This is a genomic window from Streptomyces sp. NPDC002787, from assembly GCF_053592095.1.
Map to the genome: position 1 here is coordinate 146,018 of NZ_JBSFVC010000001.1, position 25,362 is coordinate 171,379.

27 protein-coding genes and 1 pseudogene are annotated in these 25,362 nt (G+C 71.4%); 11 read left to right on the forward strand and 17 right to left on the reverse strand.

The features are described 5' to 3' along the window. The first annotated feature begins 204 nt into the window (after nucleotides 1–204). Entirely contained in the window at nucleotides 205–3,309 is a 3,105-nt protein-coding gene (locus ACWD26_RS00565; RefSeq protein ID WP_451264680.1) for an AfsR/SARP family transcriptional regulator, read from the forward strand. 77 nt (nucleotides 3,310–3,386) lie between these two features. Here the strand turns inward: ACWD26_RS00565 and ACWD26_RS00570 are convergent, their stop codons facing one another. Then, the gene (locus ACWD26_RS00570) at nucleotides 3,387–4,094 is read right to left on the reverse strand and encodes a MerR family transcriptional regulator (RefSeq protein WP_451264682.1); all 708 of its coding nucleotides are present in this window, start codon (nucleotides 4,092–4,094) and stop codon (nucleotides 3,387–3,389) included. Nucleotides 4,095–4,182: 88 nt separating this feature from the next. Between ACWD26_RS00570 and ACWD26_RS00575 the strand changes: the two genes are divergently transcribed. Both ACWD26_RS00575 and ACWD26_RS00580 read left to right on the forward strand, forming a co-directional pair. Then, nucleotides 4,183–4,797, forward strand: coding sequence for a putative immunity protein (locus tag ACWD26_RS00575; protein ID WP_451264684.1), 615 nt, complete (start codon nucleotides 4,183–4,185; stop codon nucleotides 4,795–4,797). Next, entirely contained in the window at nucleotides 4,794–5,309 is a 516-nt protein-coding gene (locus ACWD26_RS00580; protein WP_451264686.1) for a putative immunity protein, read from the forward strand. Before ACWD26_RS00575 ends, ACWD26_RS00580 begins: the two co-directional genes overlap by 4 nt. A gap of 239 nt (nucleotides 5,310–5,548) precedes the next feature. Here ACWD26_RS00580 and ACWD26_RS00585 read toward each other — a convergent pair whose 3' ends face one another. The 3 genes from ACWD26_RS00585 to ACWD26_RS00595 all read right to left on the reverse strand — a co-directional run bounded on the left by ACWD26_RS00585 (nucleotide 5,549) and on the right by ACWD26_RS00595 (nucleotide 7,422). Continuing rightward, nucleotides 5,549–6,010, reverse strand: a complete 462-nt coding sequence (locus ACWD26_RS00585; protein ID WP_451264688.1) for an SRPBCC family protein — start codon at nucleotides 6,008–6,010, stop codon at nucleotides 5,549–5,551. A gap of 366 nt (nucleotides 6,011–6,376) precedes the next feature. After that, nucleotides 6,377–6,814: a DUF6069 family protein gene (locus ACWD26_RS00590; RefSeq protein WP_451264690.1), complete on the reverse strand. Its 438-nt coding sequence runs from the start codon at nucleotides 6,812–6,814 to the stop codon at nucleotides 6,377–6,379. After that, nucleotides 6,811–7,422, reverse strand: a complete 612-nt coding sequence (locus ACWD26_RS00595; protein WP_451264692.1) for a TetR/AcrR family transcriptional regulator — start codon at nucleotides 7,420–7,422, stop codon at nucleotides 6,811–6,813. The genes ACWD26_RS00590 and ACWD26_RS00595 overlap by 4 nt, the downstream gene beginning before the upstream one ends. Before the next feature lie 223 nt (nucleotides 7,423–7,645). Between ACWD26_RS00595 and ACWD26_RS00600 the strand changes: the two genes are divergently transcribed. From ACWD26_RS00600 to ACWD26_RS00610, 3 genes are all read left to right on the forward strand, one after another. Beyond that, entirely contained in the window at nucleotides 7,646–7,807 is a 162-nt protein-coding gene (locus tag ACWD26_RS00600; RefSeq protein ID WP_451264694.1) for a hypothetical protein, read from the forward strand. Between the two features lie 310 nt (nucleotides 7,808–8,117). Next, nucleotides 8,118–8,831, forward strand: a complete 714-nt coding sequence (locus tag ACWD26_RS00605; protein WP_451264696.1) for a GntR family transcriptional regulator — start codon at nucleotides 8,118–8,120, stop codon at nucleotides 8,829–8,831. Nucleotides 8,832–8,867: 36 nt separating this feature from the next. Next, nucleotides 8,868–10,034, forward strand: coding sequence for an NAD(P)/FAD-dependent oxidoreductase (locus ACWD26_RS00610; RefSeq protein ID WP_451264698.1), 1,167 nt, complete (start codon nucleotides 8,868–8,870; stop codon nucleotides 10,032–10,034). Nucleotides 10,035–10,282: 248 nt separating this feature from the next. Here ACWD26_RS00610 and ACWD26_RS00615 read toward each other — a convergent pair whose 3' ends face one another. After that, nucleotides 10,283–10,711 carry a maleylpyruvate isomerase N-terminal domain-containing protein gene (locus ACWD26_RS00615; RefSeq protein ID WP_451264700.1) on the reverse strand — a complete coding sequence of 143 codons (429 nt, stop codon included), beginning with the start codon at nucleotides 10,709–10,711 and terminating at the stop codon, nucleotides 10,283–10,285. Nucleotides 10,712–10,888: 177 nt separating this feature from the next. Here ACWD26_RS00615 and ACWD26_RS00620 point away from each other — a divergent pair, with 177 nt between their 5' ends. The 3 genes from ACWD26_RS00620 (at nucleotide 10,889) to ACWD26_RS00630 (ending at nucleotide 12,660) form a co-directional block, all read left to right on the forward strand. Beyond that, entirely contained in the window at nucleotides 10,889–11,068 is a 180-nt protein-coding gene (locus ACWD26_RS00620) for a hypothetical protein (protein WP_451264702.1), read from the forward strand. Nucleotides 11,069–11,163: 95 nt separating this feature from the next. Then, nucleotides 11,164–11,745, forward strand: coding sequence for a TetR/AcrR family transcriptional regulator (locus ACWD26_RS00625; protein ID WP_451264704.1), 582 nt, complete (start codon nucleotides 11,164–11,166; stop codon nucleotides 11,743–11,745). 390 nt (nucleotides 11,746–12,135) lie between these two features. Next, entirely contained in the window at nucleotides 12,136–12,660 is a 525-nt protein-coding gene (locus ACWD26_RS00630) for an NAD(P)-dependent oxidoreductase (protein WP_451264706.1), read from the forward strand. A 174-nt stretch (nucleotides 12,661–12,834) separates the two neighbouring features. On the opposite strand, the gene ACWD26_RS00635 is transcribed toward ACWD26_RS00630, so the two are convergent. The 9 genes and pseudogenes from ACWD26_RS00635 to ACWD26_RS00675 all read right to left on the reverse strand — a co-directional run bounded on the left by ACWD26_RS00635 (nucleotide 12,835) and on the right by ACWD26_RS00675 (nucleotide 19,910). Further along, nucleotides 12,835–13,674, reverse strand: coding sequence for a class III extradiol dioxygenase subunit beta (locus ACWD26_RS00635; RefSeq protein ID WP_451265247.1), 840 nt, complete (start codon nucleotides 13,672–13,674; stop codon nucleotides 12,835–12,837). Nucleotide 13,675: 1 nt separating this feature from the next. Beyond that, nucleotides 13,676–14,032 (reverse strand): protocatechuate 3,4-dioxygenase, encoded by a 357-nt coding sequence (locus ACWD26_RS00640; RefSeq protein ID WP_451264708.1) that lies wholly within the window; start codon nucleotides 14,030–14,032, stop codon nucleotides 13,676–13,678. 127 nt (nucleotides 14,033–14,159) lie between these two features. Next, the gene (locus tag ACWD26_RS00645; protein ID WP_451264710.1) at nucleotides 14,160–14,441 is read right to left on the reverse strand and encodes a muconolactone Delta-isomerase family protein; all 282 of its coding nucleotides are present in this window, start codon (nucleotides 14,439–14,441) and stop codon (nucleotides 14,160–14,162) included. Between the two features lie 33 nt (nucleotides 14,442–14,474). After that, a complete protein-coding gene (locus tag ACWD26_RS00650) occupies nucleotides 14,475–15,200 on the reverse strand; it encodes an alpha/beta hydrolase (RefSeq protein ID WP_451264712.1) in 726 nt (241 codons plus the stop codon). Beyond that, a complete protein-coding gene (locus ACWD26_RS00655; RefSeq protein WP_451264714.1) occupies nucleotides 15,197–16,225 on the reverse strand; it encodes a Rieske 2Fe-2S domain-containing protein in 1,029 nt (342 codons plus the stop codon). Before ACWD26_RS00655 ends, ACWD26_RS00650 begins: the two co-directional genes overlap by 4 nt. Nucleotides 16,226–16,276: 51 nt before the next feature. After that, the gene (locus tag ACWD26_RS00660; protein WP_451264716.1) at nucleotides 16,277–17,311 is read right to left on the reverse strand and encodes a PDR/VanB family oxidoreductase; all 1,035 of its coding nucleotides are present in this window, start codon (nucleotides 17,309–17,311) and stop codon (nucleotides 16,277–16,279) included. A gap of 122 nt (nucleotides 17,312–17,433) precedes the next feature. Continuing rightward, entirely contained in the window at nucleotides 17,434–17,727 is a 294-nt protein-coding gene (locus ACWD26_RS00665; protein WP_451264718.1) for a hypothetical protein, read from the reverse strand. Beyond that, nucleotides 17,724–17,918, reverse strand: a pseudogene (locus tag ACWD26_RS00670) (PIG-L family deacetylase); the annotation flags it as partial. The gene ACWD26_RS00665 and the pseudogene ACWD26_RS00670, both read right to left, overlap by 4 nt. Nucleotides 17,919–18,215: 297 nt before the next feature. After that, nucleotides 18,216–19,910 carry an AMP-binding protein gene (locus ACWD26_RS00675; RefSeq protein WP_451265249.1) on the reverse strand — a complete coding sequence of 565 codons (1,695 nt, stop codon included), beginning with the start codon at nucleotides 19,908–19,910 and terminating at the stop codon, nucleotides 18,216–18,218. 364 nt (nucleotides 19,911–20,274) lie between these two features. Between ACWD26_RS00675 and ACWD26_RS00680 the strand changes: the two genes are divergently transcribed. Both ACWD26_RS00680 and ACWD26_RS00685 read left to right on the forward strand, forming a co-directional pair. After that, nucleotides 20,275–21,891, forward strand: a complete 1,617-nt coding sequence (locus ACWD26_RS00680; RefSeq protein ID WP_451264720.1) for an ATP-binding protein — start codon at nucleotides 20,275–20,277, stop codon at nucleotides 21,889–21,891. A gap of 26 nt (nucleotides 21,892–21,917) precedes the next feature. Further along, the gene (locus ACWD26_RS00685) at nucleotides 21,918–22,559 is read left to right on the forward strand and encodes a response regulator (RefSeq protein WP_451264722.1); all 642 of its coding nucleotides are present in this window, start codon (nucleotides 21,918–21,920) and stop codon (nucleotides 22,557–22,559) included. Between the two features lie 27 nt (nucleotides 22,560–22,586). Here ACWD26_RS00685 and ACWD26_RS00690 read toward each other — a convergent pair whose 3' ends face one another. From ACWD26_RS00690 to ACWD26_RS00700, 3 genes are all read right to left on the reverse strand, one after another. Continuing rightward, nucleotides 22,587–23,537, reverse strand: a complete 951-nt coding sequence (locus tag ACWD26_RS00690) for a response regulator transcription factor (RefSeq protein ID WP_451264724.1) — start codon at nucleotides 23,535–23,537, stop codon at nucleotides 22,587–22,589. Between the two features lie 71 nt (nucleotides 23,538–23,608). After that, on the reverse strand, nucleotides 23,609–23,962 hold the full coding sequence (locus ACWD26_RS00695; RefSeq protein WP_451264725.1) for a hypothetical protein: 354 nt from the start codon (nucleotides 23,960–23,962) through the stop codon (nucleotides 23,609–23,611). Between the two features lie 559 nt (nucleotides 23,963–24,521). Continuing rightward, complete coding sequence (locus ACWD26_RS00700; protein WP_451264727.1) at nucleotides 24,522–25,217, reverse strand: DUF4232 domain-containing protein; 696 nt, start codon at nucleotides 25,215–25,217, stop codon at nucleotides 24,522–24,524. Nucleotides 25,218–25,362: the final 145 nt, after the last annotated feature.

The following is a 25,362-nucleotide window of genomic DNA, read 5'->3' on the forward strand; positions in this document are numbered from 1 at the left end:
CATCGTGTCGACCGCCCTTAACACGCCGCCAACGCGCCGCCAACAGCGATGCCCGTGGCGCCCGTTGATCACGGGCCGGTGCTGAACGAGGATGATGTCTTCGATCGACATCAGTCATCGACATCGACGTCGGCCATCGGACGTCGGCCATCGGACGTCGGCCGTCGGGCGTTCGGGGTGCCGGGTCCGGCGCGGGGGAGTGCCTTGAGGTTCTCAGTACTGGGATCGCTGACCGCGGTCGACGACGACGGCGTCGCCGTCGTCGTCCGAGGGGCGAAGCCCCGCGCGTTGCTCGCCGTCCTGCTGCTGGAGCCGAACCGCACCGTGCCGCTGGACACGGTGATGGCGGCGTTGTGGGACGAGGACCCGCCGCCGACGGCCACGGCCTCGCTGCACAACCACCTCGCCCGGCTGCGGCGCGGCCTCGGCGACACCGGCGGGACCCGGCTGCGCACCATGCCCCACGGGCTCGAACTGCGGGTCGATGAGGGCGAGTCGGACCGCGACGAGTTCGAGGGAAAGGTGCGCCGGGCGCAGGAGGCCCTCAACCGGGCCGACTGGGAGGCGGCGGAGCGCGAGGCCTCTGCCGCGCTCGCGCTGTGGCGCGGTACCCCGTTCGCGGACGTGCCCGCCCTCGCCGGCCACCCCGTCGTGACGTTTCTCCAGGAACAGCGGCTGCAGGCGCTGCAATGCCGTGTCGAGGCCCTGCTGCACCTCGACCGCCTCGACGGGCTCGCCGCCGAACTGGGTTCCCTGGTCGAGGAGCACCCGTTCCGGGAGACGCTGCACCGCCAGCTGATGCTCGTCCTCGGCCGCACGGGCCGCCAGGCCGAAGCCCTGGCGCTCTTCCGGTCCCTGCGCCGAACCCTGGTCGAGGAACTCGGGGTGGAGCCAGGCCCGGCCCTCCAGGACGCCCACCGGGAGGTGCTCCGCAGTGCGGCCGTCCCCGTCCCGCATCGAGAACCGCCCGGGCCCGCCGCCCCGGCCGCCGGCGCCCGGCCCCTGCCGGCGGGTGTGCCCGCGCGGCCCGAGCAGCTTCCCGCACCACCCGGTGGGTTCGTCGGCCGCGCCGAGCACATCGCCGAGATCCGGGCCGCGCTGGAGTCCGACCGCGGCCGTACCGCGCTCGCCGTGATCAGCGGAATGCCGGGCGTGGGCAAGACGGGCCTCGCCCTGCACCTGGCGGAACGACTCCGGCCTGCCTTCCCGGACGGCCAGCTCTACCTCAACCTGCATGGAGCCACACCCGGCATGACGCCCCTCGCACCGGCCGAGGCCCTCGCCGCGCTTCTGCACGGGCTGGGGGTGGACGCCCGGCGGATCCCCTCCGACGTGGCGGCCGGTTCCGCCCTGTTGCGCTCCGCGCTCGCGCCCACCCGCACGCTGCTCGTCCTCGACGACGCGGCATCGGTGAGCCAGGTACGTCCGCTGCTGCCGGCCGGCGCCGGGTGCGCCGTACTGCTGACCAGCCGGCAGCCGTTGGCCACCCTGGGAGCCTCCGCGCAGATACGGCTCGACCCGCTCTCACCGCAGGAGGGCGCCCTCCTGCTGGAGCGGGCCTCGGGCCGGTCCTGGGCCACGTCCGAGGCCGAACCGGTCGCCCGGCTCGCGGCCCTGTGCGGCCATCTGCCCCTGGCTCTGCGGGTCTGCGCGGCCCGCCTGAGGAGCCGGAGGGCGCTTCCGGTGCGGCATCTGGTGGAACGCCTCGCCCGGCAGGAGGACCGCCTGGACCACCTAGAACTGGAGGACCTCAGCGTTCGGCGCTCCCTCATGGCGGCCCACGAGGCGCTCCTCGGCTCGGGCGACCCGCGCGACGGTGACGCGGCCGTGGTCCTCCGCCTCATCGGCGCGCTGGACCTGCCCGAGTACGGCGCGCCGCTGATGGCCGTCGCGATGGACCGCACCGAGCGGAGCGCCGAGCAGGCCCTGGACCGTCTGACGGAGGTGGCGCTGCTCCAGGAGACGGGCTGGGGGCGTTACGCCCCGCACGACCTCGTCCGCGACTTCGCCAGGGAACTCGCCGCCCGACCGGACACGGAGGCCGTGCACGCCGACGCGGTCGAACGGTCCCTGCGGTGGTACCAGCAGCGGCTCACACGCTGCGCCACGACACTGCGGCCGGGACGCGGACGAGCGCCGGATCGGCCTGGGGGTGGTGGTGTGGGTGTGGCCGGGCAGTGCGGGGGCGGTGCGGGCGTGCCCCGGCAGTCCGGGGGTGGCGTGGATGTGGCCGGGCAGTGCGGGGGTGGCGTGGGTGTGGCCGGGCAGCCCCGGGACGGCGTGGGTAGGCCCGGAGAGCCCGGCGGCGGTGCGGTCTTCGCCGACGCGGCGGCGGCACTCGCCTGGGCCGACATGGAAGCGGCGAACCTGCTCCACCTGGCTGGCTCCGGTGCGCACGGGCCCCTGGGGCCGACCCGCACCCTGGACCTGATCCATGCCCTGTTCCCCTACCTGCACGACCGTGGCCGGGCGCGAGATCTCGAACGCCTGACCCGTCACGCCATCACCCTCGCCAGGTCCAGCGGCAACGCCGAGGCCGAAGCTCGGGCACTGGGCCAGCTCGCCGCCGCGCACTACTCGGCCGGACACGTCCGCCACGCGCTGCTCCTGCTCGACGAGGCCGTCGAACTCAGCGAGCACCTCTGCGACGACGCGGCCCGGGTACGTCACCTCGGCAACCGGGCCGCACTGTTGAGGGAGCTCGGCCGGGACACCGAGGCCCGGGCGACGCTGGCACGGTGCCTCGCCCTGCGCCCCGACACCCTCACCCCCGCCGAGGAAGCGACGCTCGTCGGTCACCAGGGGTACGTGGCCGAACTCTCCGACCTCTCCGCGGCCCTCTCTTTCCACCGGCGCAGCAGGGAACTCGCCCGCCGGGCCGGGAGCCCGGTGATCGAACAGGTCGCCCTGTGCAACACGGGCCGCGCCCACCTGACCCTCGGCGACCCCGCCCGCGCCCTGCGGAGTTTCGACGAGGCACTGCGCGTCATGGCGTCCGGCGCGACCCACTGGAACGCCGAACGCGAGACCCGCCTGGGCCGCGCCCAGGCCCTGCGGGCCCTGGGCCGGCTCGCACCGGCACGGGAGACGTGCACGGCGCTGCTCCGGGAAGCCACCGAGCGCGGCGACTCCTACGGTCGCGGCCTCGCCGAGTACGAGTACGGCCATGTCCTGAGCGCGCTGGGCGACGACCGGACGGCCCTGACCCACTGGCACAGCGCCCTGAACGCCCTCCAGGGCACGGACGCGCGGATCCTCCCCGACCTGCGGACCCTGACGAGGGACGGGACCGGGGCGCCGATGCGTTGAGATCCGGCAGGGCGCGGGTTCGGGCCGTGGGCGCGGATCTACCGCCCCCCGACGGGCTCGCCGAGCCGGTTCCGGGCTCAGCTCGCGGATCGGTCCAGGGCGTCGAGGTAGAGAGAGAGCTGACCGGCGGCGTACAGCTGGGCCGTTCCTCGGGACCTGAGGGCGAGCCGCCACTCTTCCAGTGCCGTGGCGAGCGCTTCGAGGCTGCCGGCGTCGCGGAGTTGTCCGAGGACGGTGGCGATGGTGCCCAGGGGCTGCCCACCTCGGCGCAGCAGGTGCGCCAGTTCGGCGTCGCGCACGTCGAGCGCGAGGTACTGGCGGTGCCCGGTGCGCGGGTCATGTCCTGGGGTGAGAACGCCGGCGCGTTCCCAGGCCCGCAGCGTGGCCGGGTTGAGCCCGAGGTGGCGGGCGAGTTCACCGATGCTGTAGGGCGCCCGAGTGCCGGCCGCCGCATCCGGGGTGACGGCTCCGAGAGGGGCGAGTGCCGCTTCGACGGTTCGCAGCGTGTCGCGGTCGCGAGCCAGGAGCGCGTGCCCGGCGTCGATGTGCTCCAGTGCCTCGTCGAGCTGACCGCTGGTGACGGCATGCATGACGCGCCGGCTCGTCGAGTGGCCGAAGGCGGGGACGAGCGCCAGGTAGGCCGTGAGGGCGGCGGCATGAGTGGCGGTGTAGTCCCGGTACCCCGTCCGGCTGCGGCGAGCAGGCGGAATGATGCCGGCGTCCTCGTAGTTGCGAACCGCCTGCGTGGAGAGGCCATGCTGACGGGCCAGATCCACGGGCCGCATCTGACCTCCGGTTGAGGGTTTTGGACACACACGCGCGGAAACCGGGCGCAAAGTCTCCACCGAGCATTCAAGAATACAATTCAGGGACATGGCACAGAGCACACACACCGTGTCCGGAGACTTCGAGCTGACGATGGACGAGCTGCGCGTCGTGGCGCGTTACGTGGTCCGGCACGCGGAGGACGTCCTGCCGGTCTTTGAACAGGCTGTTCCCGACGATCCACGCCCCCGTGCGGCGATCGACGCGGCCTGGGCGTTCATCGACGGCGCCAGCAGGACGAAGTCGCAGCGCGTCACTTCCCTCGAAGCTCATCGAGCCGCTCGGGCCGCGCCCACCGAAGCCGCGCGACTGGCCGCCCGGTCCGCCGGTGACGCCGCGTCGGCCGCCTACCTGCACCCCATCGCCCAGGCCGGCCAGGTCGGCCACATCCTGCGAGCCGCCGCCAGTGCGGCGCGCATCGGGGAGATACAGGCGGGCGATGACCCCGCGACGGGGGATGCCCTGGTGGAGCGGTCGCTGCGGCATGCGCCACCTGTACTCATCGACGTGCTCCGCCGCTACCCGCCCGTGACAGGCGGCAGCAATCGTGTCGCCGAGCTGATGAGCACTCTGGATCATCGCCTGCGCCAGGAGGCTGACCGTTCGGCAGGCCACCCCGCGGGGAGCCGCGCCCGTGCCGTCAGCAGGGAGCGCGAGTCATGATTCTCCCGGAGATCCGTGACCCTCGCTTGGTGACGATCCGCCGTGGGGGGACTCTCACCGATGCGGACCACCGGCTCCTTGCCCTCTGGGCCGCCTCGTGCGCGGAACACGTCCTTCATCTCTTCGAGTCGGTTCAGCCCGGGGACCCGCGACCGCGCCAGGCGATCGAGCACGCGCGGGCCTGGACACGCGGTGAGGTCAAGATGATGCGAGCGCGCGCGGCGGGCGGCCATGCGATGGGGGCCGCCCGAGACCTGCGTGGGGCGGCACGGCATGCCGCTTACGCCGCAGGCCAGGCCGGGGCGGTCGCCCACGTCGCCGCGCACGAACTCGGCGCCGCCGCCTACGCGATCAAGGCCGCACGTGCGGCGGCGCCGGAAGGCCGCGGGGAGGCCGCCGGGCGGCTTGAGTGCCAGTGGCAGCGTGATCAGCTCCCGGAGGAGATCCGCGAGCTCGTACTGGATGACCAGAGGTTGCGCAACGACATCTGCTGGTCGGTGTTCGACTGCTGAAGCCCAACCTCGGCGTCGTTGTCGGCCAAGCGACCGGAAGGCCCCGACCGGTGTCCGAGCCCGAGCTGTGCGGTGGCGTGCCCTGCGCTGCCCTGCCCTCACGACTCGTGCGCCCCTGGCCGCGGCGGCTCGATCACATACGGGCCGCCGCGGCGTAGGCCGTGAGGCCTGCGAGGAGCAGGACGTCGCATCCGCGCTCACCGGCGCCGACGGCGAGGTGCCTCGGGGGCGGGACCGGATCACTCCTCGGGCTTGACGCGCCCGCGCCAGGCGCCGGACTCGCCGCCGCGGCCCTCGATGTACTCCTTGAAGCGCCGCATGTCGCCCTTCACACGCCTGTCGATCATTCCCAGCATGTCGCCGGTCTTCTCAGCGGCGCCGGTGGGCTCGATGTCCATGACGAGCTCGACCCGGGTGTGCGTGTCGTCCAGGCGCTGGAAGCGGACCGTGCCCTTCTGCCTGGTGTCACCCGTGGTGGTGCGCCATGTGATGCGCTCGTCGGGGAGCTGGTCGACGATCTCGGTGTCGAATTCGCGTGCCACTCCACTGATCTTGGTGGTCCAGTGGTTGTGCCGGTCGTCCAGCTGCTTGACCTCCTCGACTCCTTCCATGAACCGGGGGAACTCCTCGAACTGGGTCCACTGGTTGTACGCGGTGCGCACCGGGACCTCGACTTCCACCGCTTCCTTGACCGTGCTCATCAGAGCCTCCTCTCAGTACTGGGGGCGAGCGGCCCCGCGGGCACCGGCCGGCCTGCCTCTGTGCCCGCAGTTCGCTGACGCTGACCCGAGGCAGAGGTGAATACCCGGACGAAGTACCCAGGACTCGCGCAGCTAACCGGCGCCCCTGCGGCGGCGTCCGGCTCCCGGTGGACCGGCCTCCGGCTGCCCATGGACCGGCGTCCGGATCTCCGTGGACTGGCCTCGCCTCCCGGTGGAACGGCCTTCGGCTCCTGCGGCCGAGCGCGACTTGAGCAACACCTTCGGTCATGGAGACGCGCCCGGCGGCTACGCCCAGTTCCAGTGAGCAGGCTTACCCCAGATGCCGGGCCGCCACCGCCTCGTCCTTCAGCCTTGTGCAGGGCCTCGGTCGGTCAACCTCCTAGCGACACCGGCTCCCGCCTCGTGGGACCTGCCGCCCAGCCCCGGGATCAGCACCGCCGCCACCGCCAGGTGCATCAGAGCGAGGGAGAACCGGGTGCCGCCGTCCATGCCGTCGCCGATGAACGGCAGGAAGGACACGGCCAGTACGGCGCCGGCCACCCCGGTCCAGATGGCGCGGGCGCGCCGCGCCCCGAACCGCTCCAGGGTGGCCAGCAGCCCCCAGCCGGAGAGTGACGCGAGCAGTGCGACGACCGCCACGGGCACGGCGCCGATGTCGAGCGTCTGCTCACCGTCGGCGATCCGCAGCCGGTACCCCAGCAGGGGGTCCGCGACCAGCCACACCAGGACGGGGGCCAGGACGGCCAGGGCCGTAACCCCCAGGCGCCTTCTTCGCGCGCTCACTTGGCGCCCCCCGAGAGCGCCCCGTGCAGGAAGACCTCCACCAGCTCCTGCGGAGTCAGGTCGGGCTCGTCCTCCGTACGCGGCTGGGTGAAGAGCAGCCCGAAGAAGAGGGCCGCGATCTGCTCCGGCGGTCGGCGCAGGGCGGCCTTCTCGGGCTCCAGCAGCTCCGCGAGGGCCGCGCGGATACGGGTCGTCGACTCGTTGCGGCCCGCGCCGCGCACCGTGCCGGGGTGCTTGCCGCCGCGATGCCCGAGCGAGCCGAGGATCGCGCCCATCCTGGACATGTGCGCCTGCAGCGCCTCGGCCGCCTCCGCGAGCCGGTCGGGCAGCGGCTGGGAGACGTCGATCGCGTCGAGCTCGCGGACCGCGTGCTCGGGGGAGAGCGCCTCGGCCACGCAGGCCTGCAGCAGCTCCTCCTTGTCGGCGAAGACCCGGAAGATCGTGCCCTCGCCGATACCCGCGGCGCGGGCGATCTTCGCGGTCGTCACCGCGGCGCCGTACTCGGCGATCAGGGGGATCGCGGTCTGGATGATCATTTCGCGGCGCCGCTCCGGCGACATGCCGGGGGCGCGGCGGCGGGTGGTCTGGTTCTCCTTGGGTGCTGTCATGACCGCAAGCGTACGGAGTGAGTACTCACTCCGTCAATGAGTGAGTACTCACTCCGCTCAGAGTCGCTCAGGGCCGACGTCCTGGTGCGCTGTCGAGCCCGAGGTCAATGGGGTGGCGTGACCGGGGGCCGCACGCCGAACCACTGCTCGGCGCCGTGGGCCTCGAACCGCTCCACCTTGATGGACGGGAGCCTCCACCAGGGCCGCCATCCGGACCGCCGGTGTGTACCGGAATCCCGCAAGACGGGAACTGCGCGACGGCCTTGTCCGCACCGGGGTCCAGCGCGTGGTGTCCCTCGGCGGAGCGGGCGGCATGCCGCCGGTCCTCTCCCGCGACGGCTTCTCCCCCCTGCAGCGCCTCATGCGCTGGGTGAACGGCGAGTGATCCAGGGCACCGCGAAAAGGGCCCGACTATTGACCGGTCAATTGAGTGATTGTACGGTCTAGGTGTGGCCGCTGCTCTATGTGCAGCAGGCGGGAGACCGGCATGACGAATCCGGCAGGGGCTCAGCCTCTTGCGCTCGACCGGCTGATGGAGGATCTCCACCGTGATGTTCCGGAACGCTCCAGATGTCCTGGCGTCATCGGCGGCTCGGCTCCGGGGTCCCCCGTGACCCCGCCGGCCGGGTGGTGACGCCCAGACCGACTGGTCAGCTCGCCAACACCAGTCAATTGAGGGAATGTACGGTCTCACCATGACCGTGCCCCTCTACGTACAGATCAGGCGAGAGATCGAAGCGAAGATCCGGGCAGGGGACCTTCCTCCCGGCGCGCGACTGCCGACCGAGAAGGACCTCTCCACCCGGCACGGCGTCAGCCGGGCCACAGCCCAACGGGTCCTCAACGACCTGGCCGAGGCGGGACTGGCGGTCCGCCTGCGGCGCCACGGGACGTTCGTCGCGGACGTGAAGCGGCAGATCAATCTGCTCAACTTCATCACCCCCGCGGTGGCCGCGAAGGGCGTACCGGGCAGACACGAAGTCGTCTCCGCGCGGATCGTCAGGGCCGCGGACGCCACCCTCGCTCTCCCCGGCGCCTCCGCCGACACGGCCGTGGTGGAACTGGTCCGCCGCAAGCTCGACGTGCGCGAGGAGCCACAGTCGGTCGAGCGGCACGTCGTTCTCTTCGCCGTGGCCCCCGATCTGCTGAACGAGAACCTCGAAGACCTCGTCAGCCTCCCGTATCTCCAGCGCAGAGGGGTACCGATCGACGCGATCCGGCTCTACCTCGACCCGGTGACTCTCGACGAACACGACGCCGCCTTGCTCCACAGCGAGATCGGGACGCCCGCCCTGATGAGGCGCAGGGAGTTGCGTGCCGATGACGGAAGCATCGTCGAGGTGGTCACGACCCTCGTGCGTCCGGGAACAGCCGAGTTCTTCCTGGAGCTGCCCGTCCCTTCCCCATGAGCAGCGTGTCGCTGCGAGAAAGGAAGTGCGTGAACAATGAAGGTCATCATCATCGGTGCCGGCGTGCTGGGCCTGAGCGTCGCGAGGCACCTCGCCGTCGCAGGCGAGGACGTTCTCCTGCTCGACCAGTGGGGAGCCGGCGCAGGTACGACGGCGACCACCTTCGCCTGGACCAACTCCAGCCGGAAGCGCGACCCGGACTACCACCGGCTGAACCTCGCGGGGATGCGGGAGCACGCCGGGCTCGCCGAGCAACTGCGCGGCGCGCCGTCGTACTTCCCCAGCGGGGCACTGCAGTGGGCGGACGCCGCGAACGAGCAGCGGCTCGCCGGCAACGTGGAACGACTGCGGTCCCTGGGCTACCCCGCACACTGGGTCACACCCGAGGAAGCGACACGGATCGCGGGCGACCTCCGCATCCCGGCGACCATCACGTCCATCGCACACTTCCCCAGCGAGGGATACGTTCTGCCGGACCTCTTCGTGGGCGCCTTGATGGCGGATGCCGAGCGGCACGGAGCGAAGTTCGCGATCGGCGAGGCCGTGGCCGTCGACGACAGGCCTGACGGAGTGTCCGTCACCCTGGCCGGAGGCCGGGTCCATACGGGCGACCGAGTCGTCCTGGCGGCGGGCCGCTGGACACAACGGCTCGCCGCGGGGGCCGGGATCGACATTCCGATGGTGACGGATGTCGGTCGCGGAGCGCAGACCGTCGGTCTGCTCGGCTACGCCAGGTCGCCGGAACTCGACCTGCGCTGCGTGATCCACAGCCCCGGCCTCAACCTCCGCCCCGCGGGCGGCGGGCGTACGGTCCTTCAGGCTCTCGATCTGAACGCCGACGTCGATCCGGCGGACCCTCCGTCCCCGGACGGCGACATCGCGAGCACCCTCGCGCGCCGGTTCTCCGCACTGCTGACCGATCCGAGCCGGCCACCGAGGATCGACCTGCGCATCGGTTTCCGCTCACTGCCCGCGGACGGCCACACCGTCGCCGGCTATGCCTCCGCGCCGTCCCGCGTCTACTGCCTCGTCTCGCACAGCGGGGTCACCTTGGCGCCGATCCTGGGACGGCTGGCCGCGACCGAGATCGCGACCGATCAGGAACAAGACCTCCTCCGGGCCTTCCGGCCCACACGATTCACCGGCGCACGGCGCTCGGACATCGAGGTGGATCAACACGCCACCAGCCTTGGTGAGCAGTAGCCGACACGTCCAGCAGGCTGGCGCGCGCGTCGGCGTCGAGGACGTGCTCGCGGCCGTTGACCCGCAAGGTCGCCCTCGCCGTCTCCGGCACTGCCTCGGTCGGCCCGGCCGGCGCCCCCGCCACGGCGTCACCCGCGCCCAACGCGGTCGCGGTCACCGCCGCCGCGCCGCCGACGGGCTACGAAGAGACAGCGGCCTTCAGCAAGGCGCTGGACAACCCCGACCCCGGCCGCTCGTCGACGAACTCCTCACCGACAGCCGCCTGTTCCGGGCGACCTCGCCATCAGCGCGTCAGCACCGATGTTCAAGGTCGAAGGTGACCTCGACGTCCCAGGTGTGGAAGTCGACTCGTTGAGCCGCAGGCCCGCCACCGTGGCCAGGTCCACGGGCATCGGCAGGAAGCCCAGGTCGATCCGCAGATCTTCACGCGTCCAGCGTGCCCACACCGATCTGTTGAAGTCCGCGTTCTTGGGGCCGGTGCCGTCCAGAGCGCCTTCGAGGACGGTCAGGCCGATCTCCGCGCCGCTGCCCAGGTGGCTGAGCACCTGGGACACGTCCCACACCGACGCCCGGGACTGCCGGGTGAGGTCGGCGGCGCCCAGGCAGCGCACCAGCGAGGCGAGATGGTCGTGTCCGCTGCGCAGGGCGGCGATGATCTGGTCGGCGCGCTCGCTCATGAGCGTCTCCGCTGTTCTCGTAAGGACTGGCGGGGCGGCGGGGCAGGGCAGGGCAGGGGGTGCTGCCGGTGGTTCGAGGGCCGGCGAGCCGACGGAAGCCGCTGGAGGACAGCGGGCGCGGGTTCCGGTGTCGGCGTGGGCCCCGCGGTGCCCACGCCGACGGAGGAGGTGGTGACCATGGTGAGCGCGACCGCGGCGATGATCCGGAACACGCCGGGGCATCCGACGGCTGGCGGGGGGATCGGGATCGAGTCCGAGACGGGGCAAGGTCTGGTGGTGATCAGGCAGGATGCGGAGGACACGAGCGCGGGTGGCTCACGTCACCGGCCGATGACGACGAGATATTTCGCCCGCTAGGGTGAGACGCAAGCGGACAGCAATCCGATATGGGGAACGTAGCGGACGGGAGTCCGGTTAGCGAGGGCTTCAGACGCAAGCCCGGAGGAGGGCACATGGAGCCGAGGGGCGAGGGACCCCAGCGGTCGGACGCGCAGCGCAACCGGGAGCGCATTCTGGAGGTGGCGCTGGTCGAGCTGTCGCGTTCCGTGGACGTCCCGATGAGCGTGATCGCCAAGAAGGCGGGAGTCGGGCAGGGCACGCTCTACCGCAACTTCCCCAGTCGTGAGGCGCTCATCCTGGAGGTGTACCGCCACGAGGTGCAGCAAGTCGCCGACCGCGCGGCCGAGTTGCTGAAGACCGCGGAGCCCGACCAGGCCCTGCGCGCATGGATGGACCGCCTCGCCCGCTTCATCATGGCCAAGACCGGACTGGCCGACGCGCTGCGTCAGGCCTCCAGTACCGCGGGAGGGCCGGAGTCGTCGGGGTACGCGCTGGTGGTCGAGTCGATCGAGCTCCTGCTCAACGCCAACCACGAGGCCGGCACCATCCGTCCGGGGGTGACCGCCGACGACTTCCTCCTCGCCATCGCCGGCATCTGGCAGATCGATGTCCGCGGAGACTGGCACGCCCAGGTCACCCGGCTGCTGGACCTCGTCATGGACGGCCTGCGCGCGGGGGCCCCGGGGCGGCGCTGAGGGTGGGTCAGGCCCCTGCGGGGCAACGGCGAGCGGCGGCTGGAGGATTCCCTCCGGCCGCCGCGCTTTGTTGCCCGCCCGCTGGTTCCGCCCGGTCCGCTCGGTGACTCCACCTGCCCGGTTCCTTGATTCCGCGCCCCGGCGCCGGTGCCTGTTGCCTGTGTCGGTCAGTGCCAGTGACGGTGCCAGTTGCCAGGCGCCACCGGGTGCCCGTACTCGACTCGCGCCCGGATCCGGCCTTGCTAACCGGACGGCAGTCCGCTACTTTCCCTCTAGTGGACAGTTGTCCGGAACGGCCCCCTCTCTGTGGTCGCGGCTGGCATACGGCCGACGCCGCGACAGGCCTACGCCCATCCCTGCTCCTCCACCCTCACGGAAGATTCCCTTGCCATGAAGCTGCTCATCCTCGGTGCAACCGGTCCCACGGGCCGTCACGTCGTCGACCTGGCCCTGCGGGCCGGTGACTCGGTCACCGCCTTCGTACGCAACCCGGCGGCTCTCGGTGACCTGGCCGACAACGTCACGGTGGTCACCGGAGACGCCACATCACACCGCGACGTCCTCGCCGCCACGGCCGGGCAGGACGCGATCGTCTCCGCCCTCGGCAGGGGTACCTCGATACGCGCCGACGAGTTCTTCACACGCTCCTCGGCGGCCGTGATCGGTGCGGCCAAGGAAGCGGGTGTCCCCCGGCTGGTGTGGCTGTCGTCGTTCGGCGTCGGCTACACCTTCGACGAATCGAGCACCACCCAGAAGGCGATCTACCGCACGCTGCTGCGGTCGATCTACGCCGACAAGGCGATCGCCGACGAACGCATCCGCAACAGCGGGCTGGACTGGACCGTCGTCTACCCCACCCGGCTCACCCACGGCCCCGCGATCGGCACATACAGCGCGGGGACCGACTGCCGATGAAAGGCAACCCGACCATCAGCCGAGCCGACGTGGCCGCCTTCATGCACCAGGCGGCCCACAGCAGCGAGTGGATCCACCGCAGCCCTGTCATCACCGACTGACGAGCCTCTTCCCGCCATCGATCCGCTCGCGCCCCGGGTGCCAGGGCAAGGAGGGCGCGAACCGCGCCGCGCCTCACGTGCCCAGGTTCTCGAACAGGACCATCCCGGCCGCCGTGTTGGAGGCGGGGACGTGGTAGGCGTCGTGCACGCGGCGGATCCGTGGCCCGAGGGCGCCGCGCATGATCAGCCACATGATGAGCTCGATGCCCTCGGAACCGGCCTCGCGGATGTAGTCCTCACGGGTCAGCGCGGCCAGCTTCTCCGGGTCGTGTTCGATGGCGTCGAGGTACATCCGGTCGAAATCCTGGTTGATCAGTCCGGCGCGGGCGCCCGCGAGCTGGTGGGACATGCCGCCGGTACCGAAGACGGCGACCCTGAGATCGTCGGGGAAGGAGCGGATCGCCTCGCCGAGGGCCTTCCCGAGGGCCAGACAGCGGGCAGCTGTGGGCTGCGGGTACTGGATGACGTTGACCAGGAGGGGGACCACGGCGCACGGCCAGCTCTCCCCGGGGTCGGGGCAGTACACCGACAGCGGCACGGTCAGGCCGTGGTCGACGGCGAGATCGTGGAACACCGTGAGGTCGAAGGAAGAGTCGATCAGGCTTTCGATCAGATGGTCGGAGAACTCCGGGGCGCCCACGACGGTGGGGACGGGGCGACTGCCCCACCCTTCGTCCGCCACCTCGTACGAGGCCGCCGCGCCGATCGCGAAGGTCGGCGTGAGGGACAGGTCGACGGCGTTGGCGTGGTCGTTGTAGACGACCACCGCCACGTCAGGAGTGTGCCGGGCCATCCACTCCCGGGCCGGCGTGTACCCGTCGAACAGTGGCTTCCAGTACGGGTCCTCGGTCTTGCCGCGGTCCATCGCCGCGCCGATCGACGGCACGTGCGAGGTGGCCAGTCCCCAGATCACCTCAGCCAAAGCTCCGCCCTCCCGCTCTCAGCGCCTGGGTGAACTCCTCGGTGCTCATGCCGGTGAACACCCCTCCGAGGTACTGCATGGACTTCTGGTCCAGGACCGCGAGTTTGAAGACGTAGAAGATGGAGCCGCCCAGCTCCAGCATCCTCGTCCAGTCCCGGCTCAGGACCGCCTTGCGCTGCTCGGCCGTGAGCCCGTACGCCTCGCAGTACGCGTCCTCGTCGGCGCTGAACCTCGCCCGGTTGCCGACGTCCTTCAACGACCCGCAGAGCCGGTTCAGTGCCCGGCCTCGACGGTTGTCGGCGGTGTCGAAGACGTAGGTGCCCGTGATCCGGGGCGTGCTGGTGGACATGGGTCTTCCTCTCCCTTCCTCTTCTTCCGCAGCCGTGCCACGGCCGGTCAGCGGAGCAGACCGCCGCCGTCGCAGACGAGCGTCCGGCCGGTGACCACGGCCGCGTCCGGTGAGGCGGGATACGAGGTCACAGCGCCTTCTCCTGCGGGTGGGTGGCCAGGGCCTCGACGGTGATGTCCATCCACTTCCACATGGGCAGGGACACCAGGGCGTCGTGCAGTTCCGCCGGGTCGGCCGCCTCGTACAGACCGATGGTCGCGTTGCGCCCCGGCACCCGCCACAGCCGTTTGAGGATCCCGGCCTCGCGGAGTTCCCGTGCCCGTGCGCGCTCGCCCTCGCGCAGGCCTTCGCGGACGTCGTCAGGGGTGTCGGGGGGCAGGGTGTTCTCGGTGCGGACGAGGAATTCCATGGGTGGTGTCCTCCCTTTCAGGGCCTTGAGCCTTCAGGGCGTTGAGCCTTCGGTGCTTCGGGCCAGATCCAGCAGCAGGTCCGCCAGTTCGTCGGGCGCGGTGACCATGGCCTCGTGTCCGGTGGCGATCTCGTGGACCGGCCAGCCCCGGGCGGCGGCCCGCTCGGCGTGCGGGGTGAACACCCGCATCCAGTCGGTGCACTCGACGAAGACGCCGGGTACCTGCTCGGCCTTGCCGGTCAGCCGCAACGGCTCGGTGTACGTCAGCCACGGGTGCGGGGTCAGCCGGGGGCCGAGCCAGTCCAGGTCCGACTGCTCCTCCACACCGAGAACGCTCAGTGAGCGCACCGGAATGAGCCAGCCGAAGCCAGGCCCTGCCACGGACTCCCGGTAGTGGCCCGCGATGGTGGCGGGCTGCAGGTCGATCGCCGCGTCCCCGTCGTCGCCGACGAAGGCGTCCAAATAGACCCGCTGGGACAGCCGCTCCGGGATGCGGTCCGCGACCCCGGTGACGACCTGGCCGGCGTAGCTGTGTCCGACGAGCACCACATCCCGCAGGTCGTGGGCCTCGATCAGGGCCACGACGTCCTGGATGTGCGTCGTCAGGCCGACTTGGGGACCGAGCAGATGGGCGCGGTCACTCACCCCGGTGAGGGTGGGGGCGTGCACCTCGTGTCCGGCGGCGCGCAGCCTCGGGGCCACGCGCTGCCACACCCAGCCGCCGTGCCAGGCCCCGTGCAGGAGGACGAAGACGCTCATGCCGGCACGTCTCCTCGCTGCTCGCGGGCGAGCATCTTCGCCAGCGCCCGGCGCCCGCGCAGGGCGGCCAGATCGGAGCGGATGCTGGACTCGACGGTGCCGCCCGGGTCCGTGGCGTACATCAGCTCCTGGGCCTCCAGGGCGTCGACGTCCTCCTGCATCACCGCGAGCTGCTGCTTGTGCTGGAACTCGGTGAGCTCCTCGTCGTCGATGAGGTAGTCGCGGGCCAGGGCGTAGAAGTCGTGGGTCTCGTTGCCCAGGCCGGGCGTCATGCCGTACAGCACCTTCATGTGGAAACCTTCCGGTTCCTCGGTGCCGGTGGCCGCGACGCGGATGTGGAGGACGAAGATGCCGGGAGGGTGGAACTCCCCGTCCTGCCAGCGGTCCACCGGTGAGGTCAGGCCGCAGGACTTCTCGTAGAACGGCGGGGCCTCGATGCCGGTCATGCGGCGGCTGAAGCCGACCCGGTCGCCGTCCACGGTGACGTCGATCGGGGTGGCGGCGACGGCCGCGTTGCCGATGCTCGTCGGGTGCAGGAACGTCTCGTGGGTGAGGTCCAGCAGGTTCTCCACCAGCAGCAGGTGCCGTGCCTTCAGCGGGACGACGCCGTGCACATGGGTCCAGGCCGGGTCGGTCAGCCACGAGGTGTCCGGCAGCAGGCCCGCGTCGGCCGGCTCGGGGTCGCCGGGCCAGATCCAGATGGCGCCGTCCTTCTCCACCAGCGGGAAGCGGCGCAGCGTGGCCTTGGGCCGGTCGGCCTGCTCGGCGACACCGACGCACACGCCCTGCCCGTCGAAGCGGTAGCCGTGGTAGTCGCACTGGAGGGTGCCGTCGTTGTCGAGATGGCCGAGCGACAGCGGGTACTTGCGGTGGGGGCAGCGGTCCTCGACGGCGGTCACGGTGCCGTCGGGCAGCCGGTAGAAGCAGACCGGGATGTCCGTGATCCAGCGGCGGGTGAGCGTCCGGCCGATCTCGTCGGACCAGGCTCCCAGGTACCAGCCGTTGCGCACGTGCTGAGTGAGCATGGAGGCTCTCTCCTTTCAGAAGTCCGGTCAGAAGTCCGGTCAGAAGTCCGGTCAGAGGTCCAGGACGAGGCGGCCGCCGCGGGCGCGGGAGACGCAGATCAGCATGGTGTCGCCGGCGGCCCGCTCGTCATCGGTGAGCAGGGAGTCCCGGTGGTCGATCTCGCCCGCCAGGACGGCGGTCTCGCAGGAGCCGCAGATGCCCTCCTCACAGGAGGACACGACCGGTGCGCCCGCCGCTTCCACGGCCCTGAGCACCGACTCGCCCGGCCCCACGGTGAGCATCACCCCCAACGAGCGCAGCTCCACCTCGAACGGTTCGTCGCCCTCGCCGTCACCGGGGTGCCGCCCCGGGACCGCGGCGAACCGCTCCACGTTGAGCGACCCCGCCGGCCAGGTGGCGCAGTGGGCCTCGACCGCGTCGATCAGCCCGGCCGGGCCGCAGCAGTAGACCAGGGTGGAAGGAGCGGGTTCACCGAGGTGGCCGGCGAGGTCGAGGAGGCCGTACTCGTCCTGCGGCCGCACGGTGACGCGTTCGCCGTAGCCCTCCAGCTCGGACAGGAAGGCCATGGTCGCGCGGCTCCGGCCCCCGTAGAGCAGGGACCAGTCGGCCCCGGTCGCGTCGGCCTCGGTGATCATCGGCAGCAGGGGGGTGATGCCGATGCCGCCGGCGACGAACAGGTACCGCCTGGCCCGCCGCAGCGGGAAGTTGTCGCGCGGGCCGCGTATCCGCAGCTCGCTTCCCTCGCGGACGTTGTCGTGGATCCACTGCGATCCGCCGCGTCCGTCGGGCTCCCGCAGCACCGCGATGCGCCAGCGGTCGGTGACGGCCGTCGGGCCGCACAGCGAGTACTGGCGGACGGCGCCCGTGGGGAGGACCACGTCGATGTGCGCGCCCGGCTGCCAGCGCGGCAGGGGTACCCCGTCGTGCGGTGCGAGCACCAGGGAGATGACACCGTCCGCCGCCGTCCGCCGGGACACCACGGTGACCGTGCGGTCGTACCCGGTCCCGCGTGACGCCGGGGTGGTGGCGGCCGCGACCGCCCCGGGCGGGAGCGCGTCCGGGGCGGCGGTCGACGGGCTCGTCATATGCGTCATCTCCTCGGCACGGTCGGTGGTGCGGTGGCACGTTCGACGCTAGTCGTGGGGAACGCGCAGGTCGTCGCGCTAATGACCGGACCCGGACGGCGGAAGGTCACAACCCGCCTACGTCATCCGTCGCGCCCGCCGGGCTTCCGGCCGCGGCCCGGGGGCTGGTCGAGGTGGATGTGCAGCGGGTGGTCCGTGGTCCAGAGGGCCTCCACCACGGCGTGCAGATACTCGGCGTCGACCCGCCACAGGGGTTCGCCGTAACGGTCGTCCCGCGTGACGCCGTCCGACGGGACGACGTCGGTCAGCAGCTCCTGGTGACCGGGGGCGCCCTCCGGGTCGTCCGCCCCCCGCGCGAACTCCACGAACAGGAACGTGTCGCGGAAAGGCACCCAGATGTGCGTGGCCGACGTCATGCCGGCACCCCCGTCGTCTCGGGGAAGAGCCGCACGTACGCCTCGCCCATGGTCCCGTGCGAAAGGCCCAGCCACTCCACGGCCGCGCGTTTCCTGTCGAAGACGGTCGTGATGCCGACCAGGACGTTCGGCTTGAAGCCGCACGGCTCGGGCAGGTGCGGCTCGAAGAAGAACTCCGGGGGAGCGCCGAGCGGTTGGAGGCTTCCCCGCCAGGCGAGGTCGCCCGCGTGGGCGCTGATCACCAGCGAGGCGCCGTCGGAGGCTCGGGACGTGGTGGGGGCCATCGGGACTCCTCGGGAACGGATCGAACGGACGCGCGCTCGGCGAGACGGGGTCGGTCTCACCGGGGATGGTCAGGGCCGGGCCGCCCGTCGCCGCCGCGGAGACGTGCTCGTCGCCCTGGGACACCGACCCGAAGCCGGCGGGTCGACGAGTCAGTCCCCACCGAGGCGAGGTCTACGGCGACGGCGCCGCTGGTGGGCCGGCGATCAGCAAGCGTTCGGTGCGTCTGCGCCCTGCCCTCCGCCTGGGCCTCTCCCTCCGCCTGCGCTTCCGCTTCCGGACAAGCCGGCCGAGGCCTTCTGGACCGTGCTTCTGGCCCAGGCGACTTCGAGCTTGCCCGTCGGTGTACGGGGCAGGGCGCCCGTCAGCACGACGGACCGCGGGACCTTGTAGCCGGCGAGGCTCCGCCGGACCCAGTCGGAAAGTTCCTCACCGGTGGTGGCGGCACCCGGCGCGACCGCCACGACGGCCCCGACCCGCTCACCCCATGTCTCGTCGGGTACACCCACGACCACGCAGTCCGTCACATCGGGGTGCGCCAGCAGCACGTTCTCCACCTCGTGCGGGTGCACCTTCTCCCCACCGGTGTTGATCACCCCCGAGCCCCGCCCGAGGAACCTGATCGCGCCGTCGGCCTCGATCCGGGCGAGATCGCCGGGGAGGGAGTACCGGACCCCGTCGATGGTGCGGAACGTCTGCGCGCTCTTCCCGGTGTCCTTGTAGTAGCCGAGCGGCATCGGCCCGCAGTAGGCGAGAATCCCCGTCTCACCGCTGCCGGGCTCGACGAAACGGTCACCGTCGCCGATCACCCTGGTCGCGGACACCGGATAGAACCGGGCCGGCAGCTCCTGCACCGACGAGGTGACCGCCAGGGCGAAGGGACCACCCTCGCTGGAGGCGATGGCGTCGACGACCGTGACGGCGGAGCGTTCGTGCAGCGCCGCCTTCAGCCGGTCGTCGAGCGCTGTGCCGGAGCTGAGGATCGTACGAAGGGAACCCAGGTCGTACGGAGTGCCGGCGCCTTCGGCGCGCACCAGTTCATCGACAAGCGGTCGGCAGACGGCATTACCGGCGACGAGCAGTGTGTCGACCTCACGTTCGGCGAGTGTCTTCCAGACGTGGACCGGATCCAGTCCGCCCTGCCGTGCCATGACCGCCCGGCCGCCCACCAGCAGGGTGCCCATGGTGTTGAACAGACCGGTGGCGTGCATCAGAGGCACGACCGGCATCGTGGTGGGCGCTCTGCCCGCGTGGCGGGCGGCGAACGCGAGCGACGCGGCTTCGTCGACCGTTTTCGGCAGTTCGACGACGCCGGCCTGCCGGAGGATCGGGATGGAGTGGAGCAGGTCGCCGAGCTGCCACATCACGCCCTTGGGCTTGCCCGTGGTGCCGCCGGTGTACATGAAGAGCCGGTCCGATGCGGGCCGGGGCCGGGCCGCGCGGGGGGCGTGCGCCGCGAGCAGCTCTTCCAGCTCGGGCACGTCCGGCCCGGCGGGGCCCTCGGCGGGCGGATCCCCCGCCCTCACGAGCAGCTTCAGGGTGCGCACGTGCCGGGCGGCGTGCGTGACCCGGTCGGCCAGGGCGCCGCTGAAGACGAGTGCCGCCGCGTCGGCGTCCGTGAGCAGCTCCGACAACTCCTCGCCCGTGTAGCGGTAGTTGGCGTTCGCGGGGACGGCGCCGATCTTGAACGCGGCGTAGACGGTCTCCAGATAGGCGGCGCCGTTGTACAGGTAGCAGGCCACCGTGTCGCCCGCCCGCACCCCGGCGCCTTCCAGCGCGGCGGCCAGCCGTGACGCGCGATCGTCGAACTCCCGGTAGGTCAGTTCGCGACCGGGCTCGACGATGGCGACGGCATCGGGCAGGGCGCGTGAGACCGCCTCCCAGATGGTGCCGATGGACACGTCCAATGCTCGGACCTCCTCGTCCTGTGAGCTCGGGCACCCGGTCGGCGCGGACTCGGACCGGCCGTGCGGCCGAGTCAACCCCGTGGGCTGCCTCGCTCATCCCGTCCGGAGCACCGGGACACGGCGAGGTGGAAGCCAGGCTAGGCACGTGCGACCCGCAGGGGAACGCGAGCAATGACTGAACCCGTTCGGCGCTTCGGCAGGCGATGAACAGGTCAAATGACGTAGCACCGCCCTGGGCGCGCCGGGCTACGATGCTGCCGTCGGCGTGCCCCGACCCCCTCCCCCCGGCCACCAGGTCCGTCCGCGAAGGCAAGAGCACCTCATCCCGTGGGGCGTCGCGCAGCTGAGGAGGTAGGCCATGCCCGGTTCACCACTCGTCGGGTGGGGAGATGTCGCCGCCGCGGCGATGGACGGCCTCGCCGTGGTGGACGGCGCCGGACGCTTCGTCCAGCTGAATCCCGCGGCGGTCGCGCTGTGCGGCGCACGCGAGGAGGCCGACCTGATCGGTGTCCCCGCCCCGTTCGCTCTCACGAGGAAGCCCACGGCCTGCCCGGGGTTGCTGGAGGACGAGCCGGACGAGCAGGTGGCCCCCTGGGCGACCGGCTCCGGGGAACGGCGCGAGTTCGCCTACCGGGCCCGCGGCCTGCCGGGAGACCCGAGTCTCAAGGTCGTCTCGTTTCGCGACGTGACCGACGAGGGACACCGTCACCGCAGGGTCGCGGCCATCGCACGGACCTCCGTCGCCCTGGCCTCCGAGGGATCACTCGGTGCCACCCTGGACGCCGTGGCCCGGCAGATCGTCCAGACCGACGGACTGGCCGGAGCGCAGATCCTGACCCTGGACAGCACAGGCCGGGAACTGCGCCTGATGGGCTCTGCGGGACTACGGCGCTCGGACACCTTCCTCGACCGCCTGCTGGAGTGCCGCGACCGAGGCGCCCGGCTGTGCATGCTGGACACCTTGAGGCAACGCCAACCGATCGTCGTCCCCCACCGGTGGGACCAGATCCGCGAGGACCCGGCCTGGGAACCGCTGCACGACTACCTCGCCGAACTGACGTGGGACTCCTTCGTCAGCGTCCCGCTGACAGTGCGCGGTCGTGCCGAAGGCGTGCTCAACGCGTACTTCGCACCGGGACAGGAAGTCGGCACCCGGACGTTGGAGTTCCTCGCCGCCATGGCCGAACAAGCCGCCCTCGCCGTCGACTACGCCACACTGCTCCAGAGCGAGCGCGACGGGGCCAGACAGGACGAACGCCAGCGCCTCGCCCGGGATCTGCACGACTCGATCGTCCAGCAGGTGTTCTCGATCGGCATGCAGGCCAACGCGGTGGGAGTCCTGGGGGCGCGTGGTGTGCCGGTGCCCGCCGAGGCCGTCCAGCGCTTCGCGGACGAGATCGGAACGCTCTCGCGGACCGTCCTCGCCGACCTGAGGGCGATGGTGCACGAGCTGCGCCCGTCCTCCACCGCCGGCCTCGGGCTGGAGGAGACGGTGAACACGCTCGTCAAGAGCACCGAGAACCGGACCGGTCTGTACTTCCGGCTGCGGTTCGGACAGGGGCTGGACACGCTCGACCCCGAACTCGCCGAGGACGCCTACCGGATCGTCGCGGAGGCCATCCACAACGTGGTCAAACACGCGGAGGCCACCTTCGCCACCGTCCGCCTCGGCGTCCACGGCCACACACTGACCGCGAGCGTCTCCGACAACGGTCGCGGACTGCGGGACCCGAGCGGGCACCCGGTTCCCCCGCAGGGCGACCGGAGCGTCGGCCCAGGGGGAGGCACGGAGGGCTACGGACTGACCACGATGCGGGAAAGGGCGGAACGATGGGGTGGCACCATGAGGATCAGGTCGCGCGCGGAGAAGGGCACGACCGTGCGCGTGGTCATACCCCTGCCCGTGCGGGTGCCGGACCCGTCCCCCGGGGACCCGGACAGCTCCCCGAACACCGCGCTGACGGTGTCGCTCTGAGCAGCGGACAACCCCGGCCGACCCGGGTGCTGATCGTGGACGACCACGCCGTCGTACGCCGCGGCATCCGCGCCTACCTGGAGGTCATGGACGACATGGAGGTCGCCGCGGAAGCGGCCGACGGACAGGAGGCGCTCACCCGGCTGGACACGATGGCGGCCCACGGCGAGGCGCCGGACGTGGTACTGATCGACCTGCTCATGCCCAGGATGGACGGGTCCACCGCGATCGGTCTCATCAAGGAACGCCACCCCGGGGTGCGCGTCGTGGTGCTCACCAGCTTCGGCGAGATGGAGCGTGTCCACGCCGCCCTCGCGCAGGGGGCCGCCGGTTATCTGCTCAAGGACGCGGAGGCCGGCGAGGTGGTCTCCGCGATCCGCGCGGCGGCCCGTGGCGAGGTCTTCCTCGACCCCGCGGTGGCCCGGGGGCTCACCCAGGAGATCGTCTCGCCGCCGACCGGGCTCGGCTCGCTCACCAGCCGGGAGCGAGACGTCCTCGTCCTCGTCGCCGAGGGACGGTCCAACCAGCAGATCGCCAACGAGCTGGTGATCAGCGAGCGTACGGCCCGTACGCACGTCAGCAACGTGCTGCGCAAACTCCGTCTCACGTCCCGGACCCAGGCGGCGCTCTTCGCCGTCCGGCAGGGACTGGTACCGCCCCGCGGCTGACCGCCCCGCGGTGCGCGTCGGCCCGCCCTATCCGCTCTGCCGCAGGAGATGGGAAAGTGCGAGCCGGGACGAGACCTCGAGTTTGCGGTAGACGCGGGACAGGTGTGTCTCCACGGTGCGGGGGCTGAGGAAGAGGCGTTCGGCGATCTGCCGGGTGCGCAGCCCCGTCGCCGCGAGTTCGGCGATCTCCCGTTCGCGGTCGCTGAGCAGGCCGAGGGGGTGTACGTCGTGCTCATCGTCCGACAACTCGGCACGCGTGTCGGTCACCCGCTCCTGGACGAGCAGTACTCCGTAGGCGTGGGCGACCGACTCGGCCGCGTCGAGGTGACCGAGGGCCGTGGCCCGGCCCTGTGCCTCCTGGAAGGAGCGGGCGCCGGTCGCCAGGGTCCAGGCGTACTGCACGGGCATGTCGGCTGACCGGAGGGCCTCGGCGGCGAGTTCGAAGAGTTTGGCCGCCGCGTCGTGTTCACCGTCGGCCATGTGGAGCTGGGCACGGGCCCCGCGCACGTGTGCCTCCTGCACCGGCAGCCCGAGCCGGTCGGCCTCCGCCTCGGCGGTCCGCACCAGTCGGTGCGCCTCCTCGCGGTCCCCGCACTCCAGTGTGGCCGTGGCCAGCAGGGTGAGCAGGAAGGGCCGGGAGAACGGCCGGACTCGCGGCAGCCGCTCGCCGCCCCCGCCCTCCAGCAGGGTTCGCCGGCACCCGGCGGCGTCACCGGCGAGCAGCCGGGCCTGGGCCAGCAGCCCCCTCGCCGAGGCGGCCCACCAGCCGTGGCCGTACGGGGCGGCGCTCGTCGCCTCCTCGACGAGCGCGATGCCCTCGTCGGCGTACTCCCGGCCACGGGCCCATACGAACGCCGTCGCGCGGATCGCCTGCGCCAGCGTGACCGCGGGCTGGGCGCCGAGGGAGCGGGCCAGGTTCTCCACCTCCCGGGCATGCCGCTGGGAGGCGTCCAGGCGGCCGGTCCACTGCTCGGCCATGGCGAGCCCCAGGAGCCGGTGGAGCAGGATGGGCCGCTGGGGACCCGCGTGGTCCGCTGCCAGCCCCCGGCTCAGATGGCGGGCCGCGTCCGTGAACCGCTCCGGATAGAGCTCGGCAGCATGTGATGCGCGCCAACCGGCGCGGCCGCGGTCAAGCCAGCACAGCGGCATCCGCACGCAGCGGGATCGGGCTGCGCTCTGGGGGAGGGGGTCCAGATGCCGATGGTGGCCCCAAAGGTGTGGCGATCCTGGGCGAGCTGGTACCAGCGGTCGGCGAGGACGTGGGGATCACCTTCGCCGGCCCCGGGGGTGATCGGTACGCCGATGCACAGGAGGCCGACATAGACGCCTTCGTCGGCGGGGCAGTTGTGCAGACGCTGGGCCCACGAGCGGAGGCCGGCCAGGGCGATGCCGGAGTTGCTCATGCCCGGAAGCGGGGTGAGGTCGGTGGGCCGGTGGTGAACAGCAGGGCGCCATCGAGGGCCTGGCGGCATGGGTGTTCGCAGAGCACACCGATGACACCAGCGACATCGTCCATCGACTGAACCCGTGTGAGACGTGGCCCGACAACGGCCGTGGCGTGAGGGAGAGTCTCGACCGGATCGGCGGCAAGTGGTCGGTCCTGGTCGTCGGCATCATCAGCCGCGGTCCACAGTGCATGTCGAACGCGACGGAGCGGTCTTCCGCACCGGTTACGCCGTGCTGGGTCCCGCCGATGCGAACCGGGTGCGGTGCGCGAGGCCGTGGACGCCGCTGCATGGCCGGAGTGCCGAAGGGGTATCTCAGCCGACGGGTCCGTGCGGCGCCGACGGCCGCCGACTTTACGGGGGGAGCCAATGGGACACGGCGCGCTCTTATGCCGCGCGGACGGTCGGCCTCACCGAGGCCCTTCGTGAGGCTGTCGCCGATCGGGACGCAGCGCGCGTGGGGTGGCGAGCGGCCATGGCGGGAAGCCTGGATGTGCGGTGGTCCATGAGGGAGTGGTCAGTAGGTGAGTGCGTCCTCGGCGGTGGCGAAGAAGCCGGTGACCTGGCCGTCGTTGACTGTGACGGGGCCACCGTCGATCGACACGGTCGCCGGACTCTCGGACGCGGTGAGCGCGACTTCCACCTTGTCGGCGCTCTTGCCGCCCGCCGTGTCGGTGCGGGAGAACATGATTCCGGCGTAGGCGCTCTCTCCGGTCTCCAAGATCCAGTCCGTGTTCTCCGGTCCCATGTGTTCGGCCGCGCCGTCGAGCCCCGGAATCGTGATTACCAGCTCGTTCGCCGGCAGCAGACAAGGGTCACCGCTCTTGTTGGTCGCGGTCAGCAGGGCGTGGTTGACGGGCTTGGACGCGACGGTGACCTTGTAGCTCATGTCGGTGGTCTCGCACATGCCCACGCCTCCGTCCTGGCCGTCGTCCACTCCGGCCTCCGTAGCGGGTGGGGCGCTGTCGGAGGCGTCGGACGAACCACCGCTGTCGTTTCCACCGTCACCCGGCTCGGCCGTCGAGGCCGTGCCGGCGTCCTGGTCCGACTCGGTGCCCGTAGCTGCGGACGAGCTCGCGGCCGCGCTTGGTGCGGCCGTGTTCTTGCCGTCCTCGCCCTTGCCGATGCCGTCGCAAGCGGTCAGTGCCATGAGGCTGAGCGAGAGAACGGCGAGTACGGCGGCGGTACGGCGTGAACGAGCTGTGTAAGCCATGAGAAGTCCCCCCGGGAATCAGAAACGTGCGGTGATCGTGCCGCATGTGAGCGGTACTTCGACCCGCTCACATCGAGAGGGAACCGTCTTCGAACAGATTGGTGACATTGTGGGCTTTGTGCCTGTACCGCGGCCGGGGCCTGAG